Source organism: Mesobacillus foraminis (assembly GCF_004340465.1).
Taxonomy (GTDB): Bacteria; Bacillota; Bacilli; order Bacillales; family Cytobacillaceae; genus Mesobacillus_B; species Mesobacillus_B foraminis.
In genome coordinates, this window is the sequence record NZ_SLVV01000009.1 from 169,838 (window position 1) to 191,068 (window position 21,231).

Consider the following 21,231-nt stretch of genomic DNA (forward strand, 5'->3'; position numbering starts at 1 on the left):
CCCTTCTATTACAGGAAGGGTTTCTTTCATAAAAATTGAAGTAAAAGGTTTACAAAAAAAGTATTGAATTTAGTGAATTTGAAAGGGTGAAAAGTTCATGGCGAAACCAGTGGTAGCGATCGTTGGTCGACCGAATGTAGGGAAATCGACGATTTTTAACCGAATCGTTGGTGAACGTATTTCCATAGTTGAAGACATACCCGGCGTCACAAGAGACCGGATATACAGTTCCGGGGAATGGCTGGCATACGACTTTAACATTATTGACACAGGCGGCATTGATATAGGAGACGAACCATTTTTGGAACAGATTCGTCAGCAGGCCGAAATAGCAATTGATGAAGCGGATGTAATAATTTTCCTGGTTAATGGGAGAGAAGGAGTTACAGGGGCCGACGAAGAAGTGGCCAAAATTCTCTACCGATCAAATAAGCCTGTTGTCCTTGCCGTCAATAAAGTGGACAATCCGGAAATGCGCAACGATATCTATGATTTTTATGCTTTGGGATTTGGAGAGCCAATCCCGGTGTCTGGCTCACATGGCCTGGGGCTCGGCGATTTGCTTGATGAAGTAGCAAAACATTTCCCGAAAATCGATGAAAAAGATTATGATGAAGATGTTATAAAGTTTTCTCTAATCGGCCGCCCGAATGTTGGCAAGTCATCCCTTACAAACGCCATTCTTGGGGAAGAAAGGGTAATCGTCAGTGACATCGCAGGCACCACGAGAGATGCGATTGATTCGGCGCTCAAGTACGATGGCCAGGATTATGTGATTATCGATACTGCAGGTATGAGAAAGAAAGGGAAAGTGTACGAAACGACGGAGAAGTACAGTGTTTTGCGCGCATTGCGTGCCATTGAGCGTTCCGATGTGGTTCTGGTAGTCCTCGATGGGGAAGAAGGAATCATTGAGCAGGATAAACATATCGCAGGCTATGCCCATGAGGCTGGACGGGCTGTTGTCATTGTCGTTAATAAATGGGATGCTGTAGAAAAAGATGAAAGGACAATGAAGGAATTTGAACAGAACATCAGGGAGCATTTTCAGTTCCTGAGCTATGCACCAATCGTCTTTTTGTCGGCTAAAACCAAAAAACGCATCCATACTTTAATGCCAATGATCAATCTTGCCAGTGAAAACCACGCTAGGAGGGTACAGACAACCATCCTGAATGAAGTGGTTACAGATGCGGTTGCCAGAAATCCGGCGCCTGCTGACAAAGGGAAAAGGTTGAAGGTTTATTATACAACCCAGGTGGCTGTAAAACCCCCGGCGTTTGTCGTATTTGTAAATGACCCCGAGCTTATGCACTTTTCCTATCAGCGTTTCCTGGAGAACCGGATCAGGGAAGCATTTGGCTTTGAGGGCACTCCAATTAAAATTTTCGCAAGGGAAAGAAGTTAAAAAATGAAGGAGGGGCATGCGTTATGCGTTTGCCTCGAGTCCTTATAAAACCCCTTGAGCGGGAGTACTTTTTTATTATATAAAAAAGGTTGTGTTTATATGGAGCAGAAGACCGAAAATGTGGCAGTCATTGGCGCTGGAAGCTGGGGAACGGCGCTGGCAATGGTACTGGCGGATAACGGGCATAGTGTAAGGATTTGGGGCCATAATCCTGCACTAATAGAAGAAATCAATGCCCAGCATACAAACAGGAAATACCTGCCGGAAATCGACCTTCCCGAGCTGATACAAGGGTATACAGATTTAATAAAGACCCTTGCCGATGTTAAAACCATCATTATTGCCGTCCCAACGAAAGCCATCCGTGAAGTGTTGCAAAAGATTGCAGCATTCCAGTCTGAACCTTTGGTCATCGTACATGTCAGCAAGGGAATTGAGCCCGACACACTTTTAAGAATCTCTGAAATGATTGAGGAAGAGCTGCCAGGGGAACTCTTAGAGGACGTTGTAGTATTATCCGGGCCAAGCCACGCTGAGGAAGTCAGCCTGCGCCACCCCACGACGGTTACGGTTTCTGCAAAGAATATGGAGGCTGCAGAAAAAATTCAGGACCTGTTTATCAATCAAAATTTCCGCGTATACACAAATCCAGACCTCATCGGAGTCGAAATTGGAGGAGCACTCAAAAATATCATTGCACTTGGTGCAGGGATTTCTGATGGTCTTGGTTATGGGGACAATGCCAAGGCTGCCTTAATTACGAGGGGTTTGGCTGAAATTGCCAGGCTGGGAGTGAAAATGGGAGCAAGTCCATTAACCTTTTCAGGACTAACCGGCATCGGGGACTTGATTGTTACTTGTACAAGCGTCCATTCACGGAATTGGCGTGCCGGCAATATGCTGGGAAAGGGACAAAAGCTTGAAGAAGTATTGGCCAGCATGGGGATGGTCGTCGAGGGTGTACGGACAACAAAGGCTGCCTATCAGCTTGCGAAAAAGTATGATGTTAGAATGCCGATCACTGATGCTCTCTATGATGTACTGTTCAACGGTATGAATCCCAAGGATGCAGTGGACGGCCTGATGTCACGGAGAAAGACACATGAAATGGAAGACCTGGAGGATATTCTTGGGGCAGACTGAAATAATTGGAGATTAAATTCATAAATATAGGCATTCGGTGATGCGATTTCACAGGATTCTGCATACAATGCATCGAAGCAACTGGTGGTTTGAACCGGGTGTCAGGGTTATTTAGTCACTTATAACTGAGGTAAGGAGCAGCCCCTTCTTTATCTCAGTTTTTTTTGTTCAGCCTCTCCTTTTTGTCCTTGTCCAGAATCCATAAATATATGTTATAATACTTCTCGGAAAAGGGGAGTGGTTTTTTTGTCGCCAGCTTTGCTGAAAATGTATGTTTCTTTTGTTGGGATGGGCTTTATGTTCATTTCCCTCATTTCACTCTATTTAAGCCGCTATAAATTAAAGGGAGTCTTTAAAATCTTTACTGCAGTCATTGCATATATCCTGATGCTTGCAGCGGGACTGATCATTTTTCTTGTTGTTATGAGCGGGCCTACCAGTGAATAGAGAATAACAGTTATAAAGGATAGGAAACCAAATGAGGAAATTATTCGTATTATTGCCATGCATTCTTCTCGTTCTAATCCTCAGCGGGTGTATGTATCCCGAAGAGAATCTCGCACAAAATAGAATTCCGCATGAGGTCCAACTTGAAAGTGTCCAAAAAGCGGTAGATGGATTCAGGGAAGATAACAGCGGCATTCTTCCGATAAAGACGAAGGAAGCGGATACACCAATCTATGAAAAATATTTAATTGATTTTCAAAGGATTGTACCCAGATATATGCCGGAGCCGCCGGGGAATGCATTCGAAAGCGGAGGAATATTCCAGTACGTCCTAGTCGATGTCGAGACTAAACCCACGGTCAAGCTTCTGGATTTGCGGATGGCGGAGACAATAAGGGATATTAAGCTTAGAATCAAGGCCAAGAAGTATCCCCCTTTTAAAAAACAAATTGGGAAAAATGCCTTTACGCTCGACTTTAAAAAGCTGGGATATAAAGAAGCTCCTGCAGCGGCCAGCCCTTACACGGGAGCAAATCTTCCCTTTATCATTACAGGTGATGGGGATGTTTATGTTGATTACCGCAGTGATCTATATCAAAAACTGAAAGACGGGGACGAGGATGTAAGTCCGGGGGAGGACATACGCCATATCCTTGTTGAAGACTCTCAATTTGTGCCGGGCTTTTCCTTGCCGTACACAATTGATGAAGAGACAGGTGAACCAATCTTTTTAGAGAAATAGGCATAACCCTTCTTCTGCAAAATATATTGTGGGAGAAGGGTCTTTTTTTGCCTTCATACAGTTTAATCAGTGGGAACGGAGCCCGCCCTTCTGTGGGAGATCAATAAAAAATTATTTAAAAATGTCATATCAGCATAGGACAACATCATAAATATATATTGTCCCAGATTACCAATAAGGATGATATTTTCCCACTAACTCAAGATTTCAGGAGGGGATCACTTGGAAAAGGTAGATATTTTTAAGGATATTGCCGAACGAACAGGCGGCGATATCTATCTTGGAGTTGTCGGTGCTGTAAGGACGGGCAAATCCACTTTCATTAAGAAGTTTATGGAGCTAGTTGTATTGCCGAATATAAACAATGAAGCTGATCGTGCAAGAGCCCAGGATGAATTGCCGCAAAGTGCAGCCGGGAAGACGATCATGACAACAGAGCCAAAGTTTGTTCCGAACCAGGCTGCATCCATTCATGTTGATGAAGGCCTTGATGTTAATATCAGGCTGGTGGACTGTGTAGGCTATACTGTGCCAGGGGCAAAAGGATATGAGGACGAAAACGGGCCGCGGATGATCAATACTCCATGGTATGAAGAGCCTATTCCATTTCACGAAGCTGCTGAAATTGGAACAAGAAAGGTGATCCAGGAGCATTCCACCATAGGAGTTGTCATTACTTCCGACGGTACGATTGGGGATATTCCCCGCCTCGATTATATCGAGGCAGAGGAGCGGGTCATTGAGGAGCTAAAAGAGGTAGGAAAGCCGTTTATCATGGTTGTAAACAGTGCCCAGCCCCACCATCCGAATACAGAGACGCTCCGAACCCAGCTAGCGGAAAAATACGATATCCCTGTCCTTTCAATGAGTGTCGAAAGCATGAGGGAATCCGATGTACTGAATGTACTGCGCGAGGCATTATATGAGTTCCCGGTGCTGGAGGTGAATGTGAATCTGCCGAGCTGGGTGATGGTGCTCAGGGAGAATCACTGGCTGCGGGAAAGTTATCAGGAAGCTGTAAAAGAAACGGTTAAAGATATTAAGAGACTGCGTGATGTAGACAGGGTTGTCCAGCATTTCAGCGATTTTGAGTTCATTGAACGTGCCGGGCTGGCCGGGATTGAAATGGGCCAGGGAGTAGCGGAAATAGATTTATTTGCCCCTGATGATCTCTACGATGACATTCTTAAGGAAATTGTCGGAGTGGAGATACGCGGCAAAGATCATTTGTTGGAACTGATGCAGGACTTTGCTTATGCAAAGGCTGAATACGACCAGGTATCTGATGCTCTCAAGATGGTGAAACAGACTGGGTATGGAATCGCCTCGCCTTCTTTGGCGGACATGAGCCTCGAGGAGCCGGAAATCATCCGCCAGGGTTCAAGGTTTGGGGTGCGGCTGAAAGCAGTGGCACCATCCATCCATATGATAAAAGTTGATGTTGAATCGGAGTTTTCGCCAATCATAGGAACAGAAAAACAAAGTGAAGAGCTCGTGAGATATCTCATGCAGGATTTTGAGGATGATCCATTATCGATCTGGAACTCTGATATTTTTGGCAGGAGCTTAAGCTCCATCGTTAGAGAAGGCATTTCGGCAAAGCTCTCCCTTATGCCCGAGAATGCACGCTACAAGCTTAAAGAAACACTTGAAAGAATTATTAATGAAGGCTCAGGCGGTTTAATCGCTATCATACTGTAAGCTTTAGACTCCAATTAGGAGTCTTTTTATTTAGCTTTTGATCCAGTTTAGCTGAGTATCCAACAGGGTATTGATAAGCGGGACACGCGAATCAGCGGGAATAAGAAAAGATTCCCATTATTTCAGGGTTTTATCTTGATAAGCATAAATGATTGTGATAATCTTTTAACAGAATTAACGTTGCAGGCGTTCAAACCCTTGTGATAACAGGGTTTTGGAGGAAAATCCCAATGTTTTTGAATGGATTTTGCATATTTTTTTAATTATGGCTAGAAAAATGTTCCGGCGACGTATAGAATTCCTTTTATTTGTTTAGAAAGGTACTAAACAAGTTATTTTCTGAACAATAGTACAGGATTTTTTTGGGAGGAGGTGAATGGCATGAACAAGACAGAACTAATCAATGCAGTTGCAGAAGCTGGTGAGCTTTCCAAGAAGGATGCAACAAAAGCAGTAGACGCTGTTTTTGATTCAATCTTAAATGCTTTAAAAAACGGAGATAAGGTGCAATTAATCGGTTTTGGGAACTTCGAGGTTCGCGAGCGCGCTGCCCGTAAAGGACGCAACCCGCAAACTGGTGATGAAATCGAAATCTCTGCCAGCAAAGTGCCTGCTTTCAAACCAGGTAAGGCTCTTAAGGATGCAGTGAAATAATTACATAGAAATATGCAAAAGCATACTTGAGAAAAAGGCCGCAAATAAAGCGGCCTTTTTATTATGTGAAGAGGCTGTGCTATTTTATACCTGGGTTCCACTTTATTATTTTGCTTGGTAAGAAATAATTATGCTAATATGGAAATGTTATAATTAACGATTGCAGAGAATATAGACATACATGTTTAGGAGGAAGTGGAATGGCCAACGTGAATCACGCCCAAATAGAGGAAGCGGTGCGTTTAATTTTAGAAGCAGTGGGAGAAGACCCAAATCGTGAAGGTCTCCTTGATACACCAAAGCGTGTCGCCCGGATGTATGAGGAAGTCTTCGCAGGCTTGAACCAGGATCCCAAGGAATATTTCGAAACGATTTTTGGCGAGGATCATGAAGAGCTTGTCCTTGTAAAGGATATTCCGTTTTATTCAATGTGTGAGCATCATTTAGTTCCGTTCTTTGGCAAAGCGCATGTTGCCTATATCCCGCGCGGCGGCAAAGTGACAGGCCTCAGCAAGCTTGCCAGAGCAGTGGAAGCGGTGGCGAAGAGGCCACAGCTTCAGGAACGGATTACTTCAACAATAGCCAATGCAATCATGGAGAAACTGGACCCTCATGGAGTAATGGTTGTGGTTGAGGCTGAGCATATGTGCATGACGATGAGGGGCGTAAAGAAACCGGGATCCAAGACTGTAACATCTGCTGTCAGGGGAACTCTTGCCAAAGATGTAAGTGCACGTTCAGAAATCCTGGCACTTATTAAAGAGTAGAGCTCCTGGACCCAAAGGACTCTTTCTGTAACTGAAAGGCAAGTGACCCTTGCCTTTATAAATCTAAAAGGGGGAGTTATCATGGAAAACAAGCCATCACACAATTCAGATTATATTGTGATCAAAGCGATTGAAGATGGAGTTAATGTGATTGGACTGACACGCGGAACAGATACCAGATTCCATCACTCCGAAAAGCTGGATAAAGGCGAAGTGATGATTGCACAGTTTACAGAGCATACATCAGCGATAAAAGTAAGAGGCCATGCCAAAATTATGACATCATATGGGGAAGTTGACAGCGAAAAAAAGTAAATAAACCTGTAAAATGAGCGGTTACAGGATCTATCGGAATTCATTAATTTTGTTTTCATTCCCAAGCTGTCCAGAAATTATGTTATAATTGCTCTGCTTTGTATAGTATTTATTATAAAAAATGACATTATAAAGGCACTTTTTTTGCCTGTTTAATTTTTGCCAAAACAGCGGGTTTCTGGCTAATCAATTCTAACTTTCATGGACAAGGGTGATACATTTGCAAGATTTTCATATGAAATTGGCGGGCGTAAGGAATCAGCTAACACAGAAACTATTCCATCCGTATCTCCTGGACAATATTACAGCTCCGGTTATCGATGAAGATAAGCTATTATTGCTTGTGTCACTTTTGGACGAGCAGGCTCTGAGTATGGATGAAATAGAAAAGTACAGCGTTACGGCAATGCTTTTGCAAATAGCCCTGGACACCCATGAAAATGTAGATAATTCATATTCAGGTGAAGAATCGGGGAAATTGAAAAAACGTCAGTTAACGGTGCTGGCTGGCACTTATTACAGCGGGCTATATTATAAAATGCTGGCCGAAACACAGAAGGTCGAAATGATTAAGGAACTCGCCGCCGGCGTTAAAGAGGTAAATGAACATAAAATTCTGGTTTATCGAAAAGATGCCGACGCAATCGATAAGTTAATGAACAGCGTAAAGCTGATTGAAGCATCATTGCTAAGCAGGGTGGCAGAATACTTTAATGCCAAGGAATGGAAGGAGCTAGCATCGAACCTGCTGTTCATAAAAAGAATGATTGCGGAAGAAAAAAACTTTGTGCAAACAGGCAGCTCCGTTGTTTTTGAAGGTTTAAAAAAGCTGGCTTTTCCCAAAAGCAACCTTGAGCTAGCCATGCTTTCTATTGAACAGCAGAAATATCTATTATCCATCTGTGAACGATATATTGATTTCTCCATCAGTATGATTGAAGCAGCTTTAAAGAAGCTGCCTGCCTTGGAAAGCCTTCTGGAAGAACGCTTAGGTGAAATTCTAGGCCAACATCGATCCATGTCAAAAATTATTTTGGAAGAAGGGTAAAAATGCAGCAATCAAAAGAAGAACGGGTTCACGGTGTATTTGAAAAAATTTATAAAAACTATGATCAAATGAATTCCGTCATCAGCTTTAAACAGCATATTAGATGGCGTAAAGATACAATGAAAAGAATGAATGTCCAGAAGGGACAGTGTGCGCTTGATATATGCTGCGGGACGGCGGACTGGACAATTGCACTGGCAGAAGCGGTGGGACCTGAAGGCAAGGTGACCGGGCTGGACTTCAGTGAAAACATGCTAAAGATTGGCGAAAAGAAAGTAAAAGAAAGGAATCTGGACCAGATAACGCTCATCCATGGGAATGCAATGGCACTGCCGTTCGAAGACAATAGTTTTGACTATGTTACAATTGGGTTTGGACTTAGAAATGTCCCGGATTACCTGCAGGTCCTTAAGGAAATGCAGCGGGTCCTTAAACCGGGCGGATTGGGCGTATGCCTTGAAACTTCACAGCCTGAAATGTTTGGTTTTAAACAGATCTACTACTTTTACTTTAAACATATCATGCCATTATTCGGTAAAATTTTTGCTAAAAGTTATGAAGAATATTCATGGCTCCAGGAATCTGCCCGCGACTTTCCAGGCATGAAAGAACTTGCTGGGATGTTCCAGAAGGCCGGCTTTGCCAATGTTAGCTACAAGCCCTACAGCGGCGGAGTTGCAGCTGTCCATATAGGCCATAAAAAATAGTGCTGGGTGGATACCATGAAATTAAAAATGATGTACTCCTATTTAAATACAGATATAAATGTAATAGAACAATCTCTGGAAAAAACAATCGAGGCTGAATCGTCTTTGCTTCGTCAAGCATCCCTTCACACCTTACGTGCCGGTGGGAAAAGGATCAGGCCTGTATTTGTGCTGCTGGGCGGCAAATTTGGCGATTATGATATAAATGTGATAAAAAATGCCGCTGTTCCCCTGGAGCTCATTCATATGGCTTCCCTTGTACATGACGATGTAATTGATGATGCAGAGCTGCGCAGAGGGCAGCCTACCATTAAAGCGAAGTGGGATAACAGAATTGCCATGTATACTGGGGATTATATTTTTGCGAGGGCCCTTGAACTTGTGACAGAAATTAAAAATCCTCTGGCACATCAGATTCTTTCCAAAACAATTGTTGAACTTTCCGTGGGCGAAATTGAGCAGATAAAAGATAAGTATAACTTCAATCAAAACTTAAGAGACTACTTCCGGAGAATAAAACGGAAAACCGCGCTCCTTATCGCTGCCAGCTGCCAGCTTGGAGCTGTGGCCTCAGGGGTTGAAGAAAAAGTACACAAAAACCTCTTCCGCTTTGGATATTATGTTGGCATGAGCTATCAGATTACAGACGATATTCTTGATTTTACCGGAACCGAGAAAGAATTGGGAAAGCCTGCCGGCGGGGATCTTCTTCAAGGAAACATTACCCTTCCAGTGCTTTATGCCATGGAAGACAGAGAACTCCGGATGGAGATTCAATCTGTTCGCGAGGATATGCCAAGACCTCAGATTGACCGCATTATCTCGCGAATTCTTCAATCAGGTGCAATAGAGAAGTCTATTCTTGTAAGCGACCATTATCTTGACAAGGCGCTCGCGGTATTGGAAGAGCTCCCGCAAAACCGTGCCAAGAGAACGCTTAGGGACATTGCTAAATATATCGGGAAGCGCAAATTTTAGCAAGTTGCTAAGTTTTTGAAATAATGATACTATTTTCAATGGTTGAGTAATTTAAAATCGACCCATACATATACATATTAGGAGTGGAGTTCATGGAAAAGACGTTCTTAATGGTTAAACCTGATGGGGTACAACGCAATGTTATTGGTGAGATTGTTACACGCTTTGAAAAGAAGGGCTTTCAGCTTGTTGGTGCAAAGTTAATGAGCATACCAAAAGAATTGGCAGAACAGCATTATGGTGAACATAAAGAGCGCCCGTTTTTTGGCGAGCTTGTAGACTTCATTACTTCGGGTCCTGTTTTCGCGATGGTTTGGCAAGGGGAAAATGTTATCGCGACTGCTCGTCAAATGATGGGTTCCACTAATCCAAAGGATGCAGCTCCAGGAACCATCCGCGGGGATTTTGGGTTAATTGTTGGGAAGAATATCATCCATGGATCTGATTCTCCTGAAAGCGCTGTCCGTGAAATTGGATTGTTTTTTAAAGACAATGAACTTGTCGATTACTCCAAACTAATGAATGAGTGGATATATTAAGCAAGTGCACCTGCATAGTTTTTGCAGGTGTTTTTTTATTTATTCCGTCCAAAAAGGTAAAGTTGTCACGGCAAGTTTCCGATATACTAAAGAGCAGCTACTAACAGCAAGAAGTTGAGGAGAAGAGAGATGCTAGGGGACTATGAAAAATTTATCGTAAACATAAACAAAAAAACGGGGATTAACCTTGCGCTTTACAAAGAAGCTCAAATGAAACGCAGGCTTATATCTCTTTACGAAAAAAAAGGATATAAAAACTTTCAGGACTTTTACCAGGCGATGGAGCAGGATGCTGGACTGTTAAACGAGTTTCTGGATCGTATGACTATAAATGTTTCGGAATTTTACCGCAATTCCAGAAGGTGGGAAGTTCTTGAAAAGCAAATTATGCCGAAACTATTGCAAAAAAACCAGAGAATCAAGATATGGAGCGCAGCCTGTTCAACAGGCGAAGAGCCCTATACAGTTGCGATGATGATGTCTAATTTTATTCCTTTATCACAATTAAGAATATTGGCTACAGACATAGACGAAAATGTGCTGGCAAAAGCCCGGCTTGGCATTTATCATGAGAGATCCCTGAATGAGGTTCCGGAGGTTTTCAAGAAAAAATATTTTACAGAAGAAAATGGATACTACAGTATAAGCCCCGAAGTAAAAAAATCAGTTGTTTTTAAAAAGCAGAATCTTTTGGATGAGCCATTCGGCTCCGCTTACGATTTAATTGTCTGCCGAAATGTACTGATTTATTTCACTGAACAGGCAAAAGATATATTGTATGCGAAATTCAGTGCAGCATTGAAGCCGGGGGGCATTTTTTTTGTTGGCAGTACAGAACAAATTTTCAATCCCGGCAAATATGGATTTGAAACAGAAGATACCTTTTTTTATCGAAAAAAATAGTCGGGATTCCCGGCTTTTTTTTATTGTTAAATCAGTGGTATCTTATAAGGAATGCAAAAAAGCAAATTCTAAAGTTCTTTAACTTATCTATCATATTTTTTAAATTTTTGCTATTTTTATTGTAAGGCGTATGATATATTGATACATAATCCTTTAATGAGTTGAAGGGAGAAAGAATATGAGATATTTAACAGCAGGGGAATCCCATGGACCGCAATTAACTACTATTATTGAAGGACTTCCGGCCGGGATGCCACTAACAGAAGAAGAAATTAATAAGGATCTTGCAAGACGCCAAAAAGGACATGGGCGGGGAAGAAGGATGCAAATCGAAACGGATGCCGCCCAAATTGTTGGGGGAGTCCGTCACGGGTATACCCTTGGATCGCCAGTTGCATTAGTTGTAGAGAACAAGGACTGGAGCCATTGGACCAAAATAATGGGCCAGGATCCGCTTGATCCTGAAGAATCAGAAGAAGTAAAACGAAAAATTACAAGGGCGCGCCCTGGGCATGCCGATCTAAACGGTGCTTTAAAATATGGACACCGTGATATGAGGAATGTTCTCGAACGATCCTCGGCACGGGAAACCACTGTAAGAGTCGCAGCCGGAGCAGCAGCGAAAAAACTCTTGTCATTGCTTGGCATCCAGTTAGCTTGCCATGTATTGGAGATTGGGGGAGTGAGAGCCGCGGATCTGGATTATTCGTCACTGGATGAATTAAAAGAGAGGACAGAAGCCTCCCCGGTGCGATGTTTTGACCCGGTTGCAGAGAAACAGATGATGGCTGCAATTGATGATGCAAAGAAAAATGGCGATTCCATTGGGGGAATTGTCGAAGTCATTGTCGAAGGGATGCCTGCAGGAGTTGGCAGCTACGTCCATTATGATAGAAAGCTTGACTCTAAGCTAGCAGGAGCCATGGTCAGCATCAATGCTTTCAAAGGGGTGGAATTCGGGATCGGCTTTGAAGCGGCCCGCAAGCCTGGCAGTGAAGTACATGATGAGATTGCTTATTCACCAGAGAAAGGCTACTACCGCAAAACAAATCGATTAGGTGGATTTGAGGGCGGAATGACTACTGGAATGCCAATTGTCGTGAGAGGGGTAATGAAACCAATCCCGACTCTTTATAAACCTCTTCAAAGTGTCGATATTGAAACGAAAGAACCGTATGCAGCAAGTATTGAACGTTCTGACAGCTGTGCAGTGCCTGCAGCAGCAGTCGTTGCTGAAAGTGTTATTGCCTGGGAGCTTGCTTCTGCCATTGTGGAACAGTTCTCATCTGACCGAATGGAGGCACTTGAAGCGGCGGTGGAAGAACAGCGCCGATATGCGAGGGAATTTTAATGGAGACACTTCATATAAGTGCAGGATCAAAGAAATATCCGGTTTACATTGGAATTGGGGCTGTGAATCAACTTAAATCATTCCTCCAGGAAAACTATCCTAAACTCACATCGGTCTTGATCATTACTGACGAAACAGTAGGGAAGCTTTATCTTGAAGAGTTTAAGGCAGCTCTGAATTTATCCGAAACATATGTTAAGGTTGTGCCCGCCGGAGAGAAGGCCAAGACATTCGAGGTTTATCACGAATGTCTGAGTTATGCACTCGAAAAAAAGCTCGATCGCAAGTCTCTTATTCTATCCTTTGGCGGCGGGGCAGTTGGAGATTTGGCAGGTTTTGTCGCAGCTTCCTATATGAGAGGAATTCCTTTCATACAAATTCCGACAACGATCCTTGCACATGACAGTGCGGTAGGAGGGAAAGTGGCAATCAACCATGCACTCGGGAAAAATATGATTGGGGCTTTTTATCAGCCAGAAGCTGTATTCTATGATTTGAAATTCCTCCAATCGCTTCCGCCAGCTGAAATAAGATCAGGGTTTGCTGAAGTGATTAAACATGCTCTAATTAGTGATGAAGAATTTTATGACTGGCTTGTAAAAAGTGTAGAAAACCTTAATTCTATTCCGAATACCTTGATGACCGAGTTCCTGACAAAGGGAATCAAAGTCAAAGGGGCTATTGTTGAACAGGATGAAACAGAAACAGGGGTAAGAGCCTACTTGAACTTTGGCCATACACTTGGCCATGCAATTGAAGCCGAAGCAGGTTACGGGAGCATATCCCATGGAGAAGCTGTGGCTATCGGCATGGTTTTTGCCTTGAAGATCAGCATGGAGCGGCATTCATTTAATTTTAATCTTTTGGAATTTAATGAATGGCTCAAGAAACTGGGATATGTGACAGAACTGCCTGAAGGCCTGTCCACTCACCGGCTTCTTGCCAGAATGAAACAAGATAAAAAATCAGTTGGACAAAAGGTTCGGTTTGTTCTTCTAAATAAGATTGGGAGTCCCGGGGTTGAAGAACTTGACGATGCATACTTGCTGAATCGTTTGGATGCTTTTAAAAGACAGGGGGGAATTGCATGATCAGAGGAATTAGAGGAGCTATCACCGTAAAAGAAAACATTGAAGAAGAAATTGTCCCGGCTACGGAAAGACTAATGAGAGAAATCATTAAGCAAAATGGAATCAGCCCGGAAACCGTTGCCTCGGTATTTGTTTCCGTAACAGAGGAACTGACCGCTGCCTTTCCAGCCAAGGCTCTGCGCCAGATTGAGGGCTGGGCGTATGTTCCTGTCATGTGCATGCAGGAAGTTCCGGTCCCTGGCTCACTGCCAAAATGTATCCGGGTGATGTTTCATGCTGATACAGAAATATGCCAGGAAGATATAAAGCATGTCTATCTTGAGGGGGCAACCGTTTTGCGTCCCGACCTCCTTAAAGCTTAGATTTTACGGGAAAAGGAAGTTTAAAAGTTTGGACGAAATTAACAGTGATGCATGAGGTGGAAAAAATGAAGTGGAAAAAGCAGTTGCTGTCTTTAAAAGCATATCAGCCAGGAAGGACAATTAACGAAGTAAAAAAACAGTACGGGCTGGAAGAAATCGTTAAACTGGCTTCCAATGAAAATCCATTGGGCTGTTCTCCAAAAGCTGCAGAGGTTATCAGGAACTTTTCCAATTCGTATGCACTATATCCGGATGGATATGCTGCAGAGCTGCGGGAAGCTCTTTCTGTGAGCCTGCAGGTTAGGCAGGAGCAGCTGATTTTTGGTGACGGCTCCGACGAATTGATTCAGATCATTTCCAGAGCGCTGCTGCATCCCGGGAATAACACGGTAATGGCGACAGGAACTTTCTCGCAATACAAGCACAACGCAATAATTGAGGGCAGTGAGATAAGAGAGGTTCCGTTAATCGATGGAGCCCACGATTTGAATTCAATGCTTGATGCAATTGATGACAATACTGTCATCGTTTGGCTATGTTCCCCTAATAACCCTACAGGAGTTTACATAAATAATCAGGCAATTACTGATTTCTTGTCGAAAGTACCAAAGGATGTTCTGGTCGTTCTTGACGAGGCCTATAAAGAATACGTCCACGCGGAAGACTATTATGACGCTCTTGCCCTGGTAAAAGAGCACAAAAACCTAATCGTTCTTCGGACTTTTTCAAAAATTTATGGTCTGGCGAGCCTGAGGGTTGGCTACGGGATTGCAGATGAAACCATAGTCAAGGTACTCGATCCAGCCAGACCTCCTTTTAATGTAAATGCTCTTGGCCAGGCTGCAGCTATAGCTGCTGTTCATGATCAGGAATTTGTCAAACATTGCCGGGAGGCTAATATTAATGGTTTACAGCAATTCTACAGGTTTTGTGAAGAGCAGAATCTGTCTTACTTCCCATCACAGGGGAATTTTATCCTAATTGACTTTAACTGTGACGGAAACGAAGTCTTCCAGTTCTTAATGGAAAAGGGCTATATTGTCCGGTCTGGTGTTCCACTCGGATTCCCTACCTATATCAGGGTAACCGTTGGTTCAAAAGAACAGAACGCCGGAGTGATTTCCAAAATGGAAGAATTTTTTGCAGCTAAGGCAGCTTTATCATAAGAAGAAGGTGATTGTTTGAGAGGCCGCGTGTTTGTCATTGGTTTAGGACTAATTGGAGGCTCTCTTGCCCTCTGCATTAAAGAAAAACATAAAGATGCTGCCATCATTGGGTATGATATTAACGCAGAACAAGCGAGACTGGCCAAGATGATCGGCGTAATTGATGAAACTGCAGATAGCATAGAGGAAGGCGCCAGTGAAGCAGACCTGATCATCATATCGACTCCTGTCACAGTTGCTGAACAGATTCTTGAGGCGCTCTCAAGGATGGCATTAAAAAAAGGAGTCATTATAACTGACACAGGAAGCACGAAGACCACTATTATTAGAAAGGCTTCGTGCCTGACCAGCAGAGGGATCCACTTCATTGGAGGACATCCGATGGCGGGGTCGCATAAAAGCGGTGTAACAGCTGCAAAAAGCATCCTGTTTGAAAATGCCTTTTATTTGTTTACACCTGATAAAAACTCAAGCGAGGACGCTTTTGAAAGGTTAATGGCCTGGCTGGAAGGAACGAAAGCGAAGTTTTTGTCCGTTTCTCCGGAAGAACATGACTACCTTACTGGAGTCATTAGTCATTTTCCTCATATCATCGCGGCTTCTCTTGTTCACCAGGCTGCTGCGGCCGAGGAAGACTCAAACCTTGTCAGCAGGCTGGCGGCAGGGGGATTCAGGGATATTACAAGAATTGCATCGAGCAGCCCTGAAATGTGGCGGGATATTCTGCTCCACAATAAGGAAGTCTTAATGGACCTTTTAAAAAATTGGCAGTTTGAAATGCAGCGCGTCTTGGAGATTCTTGAAACCGGCGATGGAGAGGAAATCTATCATTATTTCGAAAAGGCAAAGAATTATCGGGATGGTTTGCCTTCTAAGGAAAAAGGCGCGATTCCTGCCTTTTATGATCTTTTTGTAGATGTTCCCGATTATCCAGGGAGCATTTCAGAAATAACAGGGTACTTGGCAAGAGAAAAAATTAATATTACAAATATCCGCATCCTTGAAACAAGAGAGGACGTTTATGGGGTCCTGGTGATCAGTTTTCAAAATGAGGAAGACAGGGCAAGAGCGGAAGAATGCATCAATCATTATACAAAATTTGAAACTCAAATAGGATAGCAGACATTATTAGATAAAAAGGAGTACAATATGGAAGCGAAAAAGCTGCAGCCAATTTCTTCTTCCTTGCACGGAACCATCTCTGTTCCCGGAGATAAGTCGATTTCTCACCGGGCTGTGATGTTTGGTTCCATAGCAGGAGGAGTGACTACGGTTGAAAATTTTCTGCCAGGAGAGGACTGTCTAAGTACGATTGCCTGTTTCCGGAAGCTTGGTGTTACAATTAGGCAGGATGGAACCAGGGTTACTGTCAATGGGGCAGGGCTTGAAGGGCTTCAGGAACCGGACGGAATTCTTGACGTTGGGAATTCAGGAACAACAATCCGGCTAATGATGGGAATCTTGGCCGGAAGACCCTTCCATTCCGTTTTAATTGGTGACCATTCCATTGGCAAGCGCCCAATGACTCGTGTAACGAACCCGTTGAAATCCATGGGAGCCAGCATCTCAGGCAGAAAAGGGGCGGAATTTACCCCGCTGTCAATCACTGGCGGAAACTTGGAAGGTATTGAATACAAATTGCCAGTAGCGAGTGCCCAGGTGAAATCGGCCATTTTGCTGGCAGGTATACAGGCAAAGGGTGACACAACTGTTGTAGAACCGGAAAAAACACGGGATCATACCGAGAGGATGATCAGAATGTTTGGCGGCGAGGTTCGGACTGACGGGAATGCCATCACAGTTCATGGCGGCCAGACATTGACAGGAACACATGTCAATGTCCCGGGAGATATATCGTCGGCAGCCTTTTTCCTTGCTGCCGGTGCCATTGTCAGGGACAGCCGAATTGAACTGAAAAATGTAGGGCTCAATCCGACCAGGACAGGAATCATTGATGTCCTGTGCGAAATGGGGGCGGACCTTAGCATAAAGGAATATGAAGAATCATCTTCGGAGCCGGCAGGGGATATGGTCATCCAAACGTCGGACCTTAAAGGGACAATCATTGAGGGAGAACTTATTCCAAGGCTTATTGATGAAATCCCGATTATCGCACTCCTTGCAACCCAAGCAGAAGGAAAGACCATCATTAAGGATGCAGCTGAGCTGAAGGTAAAAGAAACAAATCGCATCGATACAGTGGTAAATGAGCTTGCAAAGCTGGGTGCGAGGATTGAAGCGACTGAAGATGGTATGGTCATACACGGTAAAACGAGTCTTCATGGCGGCACTGTCTCCAGTCATGGAGATCATCGTATCGGTATGATGCTCGCAGTTGCCAGTTTAATCACAAGTGATACAACCCACCTTGAAAACAGTGAGGCAGTAGCTGTTTCCTATCCATCTTTCTTCGACCATCTGAACTCATTAAAATAATGATGGCAAAAAGGAAAACTGGCCTCCCCGGATCGATCCGGAGAGGCCTTTTCTTAAAGATGCCCTGATTTTTTTTTGAATATCTGCATATTTCCCCGCTAAATTCATAGCTTGTCATAAGACCCTTAAGGAGTGGTTTTATGGCGTATATAATTGAAAATGCGCATGTATTAAAGGATGGGACCAGAAAGGTGCTGTCTCTCCTAATAGAAAAAGATACGATAACGTCTGTAGGGCCCTCCTTCCGGATGTACAAACACATCCGGATGGATGCCGCTGGCTACATCATGACTCCCACCCATGTTCTCCTAGATTCTTTTCTTCCTCTATCCCAGCCTTTTGAGGTCAGAAAGGCTCACTATCTTACCAATTTTATAAAAAAGGGCTGTACGACCATCATCACCTGTGTTGCTGTTCAACGAGAAAAAGAGCTGGAACATGCCTTGAAAAGAATAAGGACCCAGCTTTTGGACTGTCCAGTTGATTATGTCATTGGAGTTCGTGTCCCGGCGTCAAAGCTTACTCCAGGTTTAATAAGGAGGAGCAAAAAGGAAAGGCTTCCAGTCATATTTGTTGAAGTTAAAAGCATATCAGAGCTATTCTCACTTCCTTGGGGCTGGATTAAAGAGGCCATATTCCCCTATAACAGCCCCCTTGTTCCTGTATTTATTAATAAGGAAGATAAATCCTTGCCGAAGGTCTGGGCAAAATTGATGGCAGCAGAAAAAATTCCAAGCTTTCGTGATGAGCTAGAAGAAAATATTCCGCTCGGAATGGAAGCCTTAAAGAAGATTGGTGTCTATCCCAGGAAATCAAATTTGCATCATGGCGGGGAAGTGAGTTACAATTTTTATTTACAAGACAGAGAAACTGTTAATATGACAGAAAGAGAGCTGTTTATGTCAAAAGACTCCTTCCTGGAAGTAACTTTGCATAAAGGCAAGGTAATCCGCGCCGGCAGGCAAATAAGCTATAGTCCAGGCTATGGAGAATATTTGGAAATAATCACTCCGTCTTTCTATTTAACCCCCACATAGATTGGAAGGATTAAAATGAATATTGATACAATCACTAGTTTTTTAGAAAACGGCCAGCTACAGGAAGCAAAAGCAGGTTATGAAATGGTCCTCACAGCGGGAAGTGATGAGGAAAAATTCCTGCTGGCAGAAGAATTGTTTCGCTTTGGATTTCTTGAAGAAACGAAAGAACTTTTAAATACACTCCTCCAGACTTATCCTGATGAAGGGGAACTTCTCATCCTGCTTGCCGAAACTTATCTCGAAATGGGGGATGAAGAAACAGCGATGCTCACTCTTGATAAGGTAAATGGGGATGATTCTGAGTATCCGAGAGCGCTGCTGTTGATGGCGGATCTTTATCAAATGAATGGATTGTTCGAAGTAAGTGAACAAAAACTGCTGCGTGCAAAACAGCTGCTTCCGGAAGAAGAGATCATTGATTTCGCATTGGGAGAACTTTATGCAACCCAGGGCCGCTTTTCAGAAGCAATAGTGGCTTATGAAAAAGTGATCAAGATTAGACAGGAAGTCGCTGGAGCCAGTTTAAACCAAAGGCTTGCTGAGGTTTACAGTGCGTCGGGCGAATTTGAGGAAGCCCTGAATTACTACCAAGAGGCCCTTAATGACCGTCTTGAAATCAATACGCTGTTTGGTTATGCTTTCACTGCCCTTCAAGCGGGAAGAAATCGGACTGCCATTGAAAAATTTGAAGAATTAAAGGCTCTTGATCCTGAATATCATTCCCTTTATCTGCATCTCGCACAGTCCTATGAACGAGAAGAACTGCTTGTGGAAGCTTTTGAAGCCATATCTGCGGGGATTAAACAGGATGAATTCAATAAGGATCTTTATTATTATGGCGGAAAAATCGCATTGAAGTTAGCCAGGGAGGAAGAAGCAGAAAGGTTGCTGAGGGAAGCTATTGCTCTGGATCCAGGTTTTACGGAAGGTGCGCTGGTCTTAAATAAGCTGCTTATCAAACAAGAAAGGTATGAGGATGTCCTGGGGCTTATTGAAGATACCGATTTAAATGAAGAAGATGAACCACAGCTTATCTGGGATTCGGCTGTTGCATTGCAGCATCTGGAACAATATTCAATGGCATTAAATAAATATCAGCTTGCATATACTTTCTTTAAGGAGAACAAGGAATTTCTTAAGGACTATGGTTATTTTTTAATTGAGGAAGGAAAAATAGCCGAGGCCGCCGAAATTTTTAGTATGCTAGTTAAATTAGAACCAGGCAATGAGGAGTACCGGGAACTTATTGAGCGATTGACTGAAGATTACTGAAGGCAAAAAAAAAAGCCCAAGCATGCAGAGGAGGGAATCAAACATGACAGCCCCTGTTTCTGTCAATGAAAAGAAAGATTTTATCCGCTGGTTTCTAAATCATTATCAACTGAAAAGAAGAGAATGTGTATGGATCCTGAATTACTTAATGAGTCATGATCAGCTGATGGAACGAGTCCACTTCGTTGAAAATGCCCAGTTCTGTCCTAGAGGCCTCGTGATGTCGACACATTGTATTGACGAGGTTCCTTTCCGTTTCTATAAGGAAAACATCATGACGACTGATGCAGAGAAATCTTTTCATGACATTCGCTTGAACCGGGATGAAGAAATTTATATTCAATTGAATTTCCATGCGTCCAACAAGGCACATCAATTTGCTGCAGTCCTCGAGGAAAACCCTTATATGCCTAAACGGCTTCAAATCACTGACAAAGACCGGCTAATCGCAGAGCGCTTCCTTAAAGACAGTCTTTACCGCTTTCAAAAAGATAAGCTGGTAAGATTGATCGACGAAGCCCTTGACAGACAGGATAAAGAGGAATTCCAGCGTTTGACAGAACAATTAAAACAGCTGGGACCGGGAAGTTAAAAAGCTTGCTTTTAAAGCAAGCTTTTTAATTTTGCTTTCTTACTGCCAATGTGAACCCATAGTGGTAAGATTAAGAAGAATAAAAAATTGGAGTTGAAATGTATGAAATGGTCACCAGCAGATATTGAAAAATTCATGAAGGCCTCAGAATATATTGATACGGCGGTGGTTCCTTTATTGCCGGTTTCCCTTGGGGATGATATGAAAGAAACAGCCTCAATGACCGACTTCGCCAATATCCTCTCAAGCCAGCTTGAAAGGCAGCTGCAGGGAAGGATCCTTTTGCTTCCCGGCTATTCGTATTTTAAAAATACGGCTCAAGAATCAATGGCCCTGCTGCAGAAATGGGAAACTCAGCTGATGGACAGGCAGTTCAGGCATGTATTCTATGTAACGTCGGACATCGACTGGAAGCAGCGGGAAGGACAGCTGAAAGGCACACTGCTCTGGCTGCCCTCGCTGCCGCTGCATCAAATGGACGAGGGGTCAAAAGTTTCTGTCATGGAGGACCAGGTAAGACAGCTGATGAACCTTTTTATCAGCAAATGGAGGGAAGAGGAATAGAAGGG

23 protein-coding genes are annotated in these 21,231 nt (G+C 43.3%); all 23 read left to right on the forward strand.

Annotated features, from left to right (window positions below; translation table 11 throughout):
- The first annotated feature begins 97 nt into the window (after positions 1-97).
- The 23 genes from der to EV146_RS17735 all read left to right on the forward strand — a co-directional run bounded on the left by der (position 98) and on the right by EV146_RS17735 (position 21,226).
- On the forward strand, positions 98-1,408 hold the full coding sequence (der, locus tag EV146_RS17625) for a ribosome biogenesis GTPase Der (protein ID WP_121611996.1): 1,311 nt from the start codon (positions 98-100) through the stop codon (positions 1,406-1,408).
- A 99-nt stretch (positions 1,409-1,507) separates the two neighbouring features.
- The gene (locus EV146_RS17630; RefSeq protein WP_132008917.1) at positions 1,508-2,551 is read left to right on the forward strand and encodes an NAD(P)H-dependent glycerol-3-phosphate dehydrogenase; all 1,044 of its coding nucleotides are present in this window, start codon (positions 1,508-1,510) and stop codon (positions 2,549-2,551) included.
- 246 nt (positions 2,552-2,797) lie between these two features.
- A complete protein-coding gene (locus tag EV146_RS17635) occupies positions 2,798-2,998 on the forward strand; it encodes a DUF2768 domain-containing protein (RefSeq protein ID WP_121611998.1) in 201 nt (66 codons plus the stop codon).
- 31 nt (positions 2,999-3,029) lie between these two features.
- On the forward strand, positions 3,030-3,740 hold the full coding sequence (locus EV146_RS17640; protein ID WP_132008920.1) for a hypothetical protein: 711 nt from the start codon (positions 3,030-3,032) through the stop codon (positions 3,738-3,740).
- A 222-nt stretch (positions 3,741-3,962) separates the two neighbouring features.
- Positions 3,963-5,441: a stage IV sporulation protein A gene (spoIVA, locus tag EV146_RS17645; protein ID WP_121612000.1), complete on the forward strand. Its 1,479-nt coding sequence runs from the start codon at positions 3,963-3,965 to the stop codon at positions 5,439-5,441.
- 381 nt (positions 5,442-5,822) lie between these two features.
- Positions 5,823-6,095 (forward strand): HU family DNA-binding protein, encoded by a 273-nt coding sequence (locus EV146_RS17650; RefSeq protein ID WP_121612001.1) that lies wholly within the window; start codon positions 5,823-5,825, stop codon positions 6,093-6,095.
- Between the two features lie 200 nt (positions 6,096-6,295).
- Entirely contained in the window at positions 6,296-6,862 is a 567-nt protein-coding gene (gene folE / locus EV146_RS17655; protein ID WP_121612002.1) for a GTP cyclohydrolase I FolE, read from the forward strand.
- An 81-nt stretch (positions 6,863-6,943) separates the two neighbouring features.
- Positions 6,944-7,177: a trp RNA-binding attenuation protein MtrB gene (gene mtrB / locus EV146_RS17660; RefSeq protein WP_121612003.1), complete on the forward strand. Its 234-nt coding sequence runs from the start codon at positions 6,944-6,946 to the stop codon at positions 7,175-7,177.
- Positions 7,178-7,388: 211 nt separating this feature from the next.
- The gene (locus EV146_RS17665; protein WP_241993946.1) at positions 7,389-8,225 is read left to right on the forward strand and encodes a heptaprenyl diphosphate synthase component 1; all 837 of its coding nucleotides are present in this window, start codon (positions 7,389-7,391) and stop codon (positions 8,223-8,225) included.
- Between the two features lie 2 nt (positions 8,226-8,227).
- Positions 8,228-8,932 carry a demethylmenaquinone methyltransferase gene (gene menG, locus EV146_RS17670; protein WP_132008926.1) on the forward strand — a complete coding sequence of 235 codons (705 nt, stop codon included), beginning with the start codon at positions 8,228-8,230 and terminating at the stop codon, positions 8,930-8,932.
- 15 nt (positions 8,933-8,947) lie between these two features.
- The gene (hepT, locus tag EV146_RS17675; protein WP_132008929.1) at positions 8,948-9,910 is read left to right on the forward strand and encodes a heptaprenyl diphosphate synthase component II; all 963 of its coding nucleotides are present in this window, start codon (positions 8,948-8,950) and stop codon (positions 9,908-9,910) included.
- 92 nt (positions 9,911-10,002) lie between these two features.
- Positions 10,003-10,449, forward strand: a complete 447-nt coding sequence (gene ndk, locus EV146_RS17680; RefSeq protein WP_121612007.1) for a nucleoside-diphosphate kinase — start codon at positions 10,003-10,005, stop codon at positions 10,447-10,449.
- A 129-nt stretch (positions 10,450-10,578) separates the two neighbouring features.
- Entirely contained in the window at positions 10,579-11,352 is a 774-nt protein-coding gene (locus tag EV146_RS17685; protein WP_132008932.1) for a CheR family methyltransferase, read from the forward strand.
- A 178-nt stretch (positions 11,353-11,530) separates the two neighbouring features.
- Complete coding sequence (gene aroC, locus EV146_RS17690) at positions 11,531-12,703, forward strand: chorismate synthase (RefSeq protein ID WP_132008935.1); 1,173 nt, start codon at positions 11,531-11,533, stop codon at positions 12,701-12,703.
- Positions 12,703-13,794: a 3-dehydroquinate synthase gene (aroB, locus tag EV146_RS17695; protein WP_132008938.1), complete on the forward strand. Its 1,092-nt coding sequence runs from the start codon at positions 12,703-12,705 to the stop codon at positions 13,792-13,794. Before aroC ends, aroB begins: the two co-directional genes overlap by 1 nt.
- Positions 13,791-14,156 (forward strand): chorismate mutase, encoded by a 366-nt coding sequence (aroH, locus tag EV146_RS17700; RefSeq protein ID WP_121612011.1) that lies wholly within the window; start codon positions 13,791-13,793, stop codon positions 14,154-14,156. The genes aroB and aroH overlap by 4 nt, the downstream gene beginning before the upstream one ends.
- Positions 14,157-14,221: 65 nt before the next feature.
- On the forward strand, positions 14,222-15,322 hold the full coding sequence (hisC, locus tag EV146_RS17705) for a histidinol-phosphate transaminase (RefSeq protein ID WP_132008940.1): 1,101 nt from the start codon (positions 14,222-14,224) through the stop codon (positions 15,320-15,322).
- 15 nt (positions 15,323-15,337) lie between these two features.
- The gene (locus EV146_RS17710) at positions 15,338-16,441 is read left to right on the forward strand and encodes a prephenate dehydrogenase (RefSeq protein WP_132008943.1); all 1,104 of its coding nucleotides are present in this window, start codon (positions 15,338-15,340) and stop codon (positions 16,439-16,441) included.
- A 30-nt stretch (positions 16,442-16,471) separates the two neighbouring features.
- Positions 16,472-17,758 (forward strand): 3-phosphoshikimate 1-carboxyvinyltransferase, encoded by a 1,287-nt coding sequence (aroA, locus tag EV146_RS17715; RefSeq protein WP_132008946.1) that lies wholly within the window; start codon positions 16,472-16,474, stop codon positions 17,756-17,758.
- A 140-nt stretch (positions 17,759-17,898) separates the two neighbouring features.
- Positions 17,899-18,795, forward strand: a complete 897-nt coding sequence (locus tag EV146_RS17720; RefSeq protein ID WP_132008949.1) for a hypothetical protein — start codon at positions 17,899-17,901, stop codon at positions 18,793-18,795.
- A 15-nt stretch (positions 18,796-18,810) separates the two neighbouring features.
- Entirely contained in the window at positions 18,811-20,070 is a 1,260-nt protein-coding gene (locus EV146_RS17725; RefSeq protein WP_132008951.1) for a tetratricopeptide repeat protein, read from the forward strand.
- A gap of 43 nt (positions 20,071-20,113) precedes the next feature.
- Positions 20,114-20,662, forward strand: coding sequence for a ReoY family proteolytic degradation factor (locus EV146_RS17730; RefSeq protein WP_121612017.1), 549 nt, complete (start codon positions 20,114-20,116; stop codon positions 20,660-20,662).
- A gap of 102 nt (positions 20,663-20,764) precedes the next feature.
- Positions 20,765-21,226, forward strand: coding sequence for a YpiF family protein (locus EV146_RS17735; RefSeq protein WP_132008953.1), 462 nt, complete (start codon positions 20,765-20,767; stop codon positions 21,224-21,226).
- The last annotated feature ends 5 nt before the right edge of the window (positions 21,227-21,231 follow it).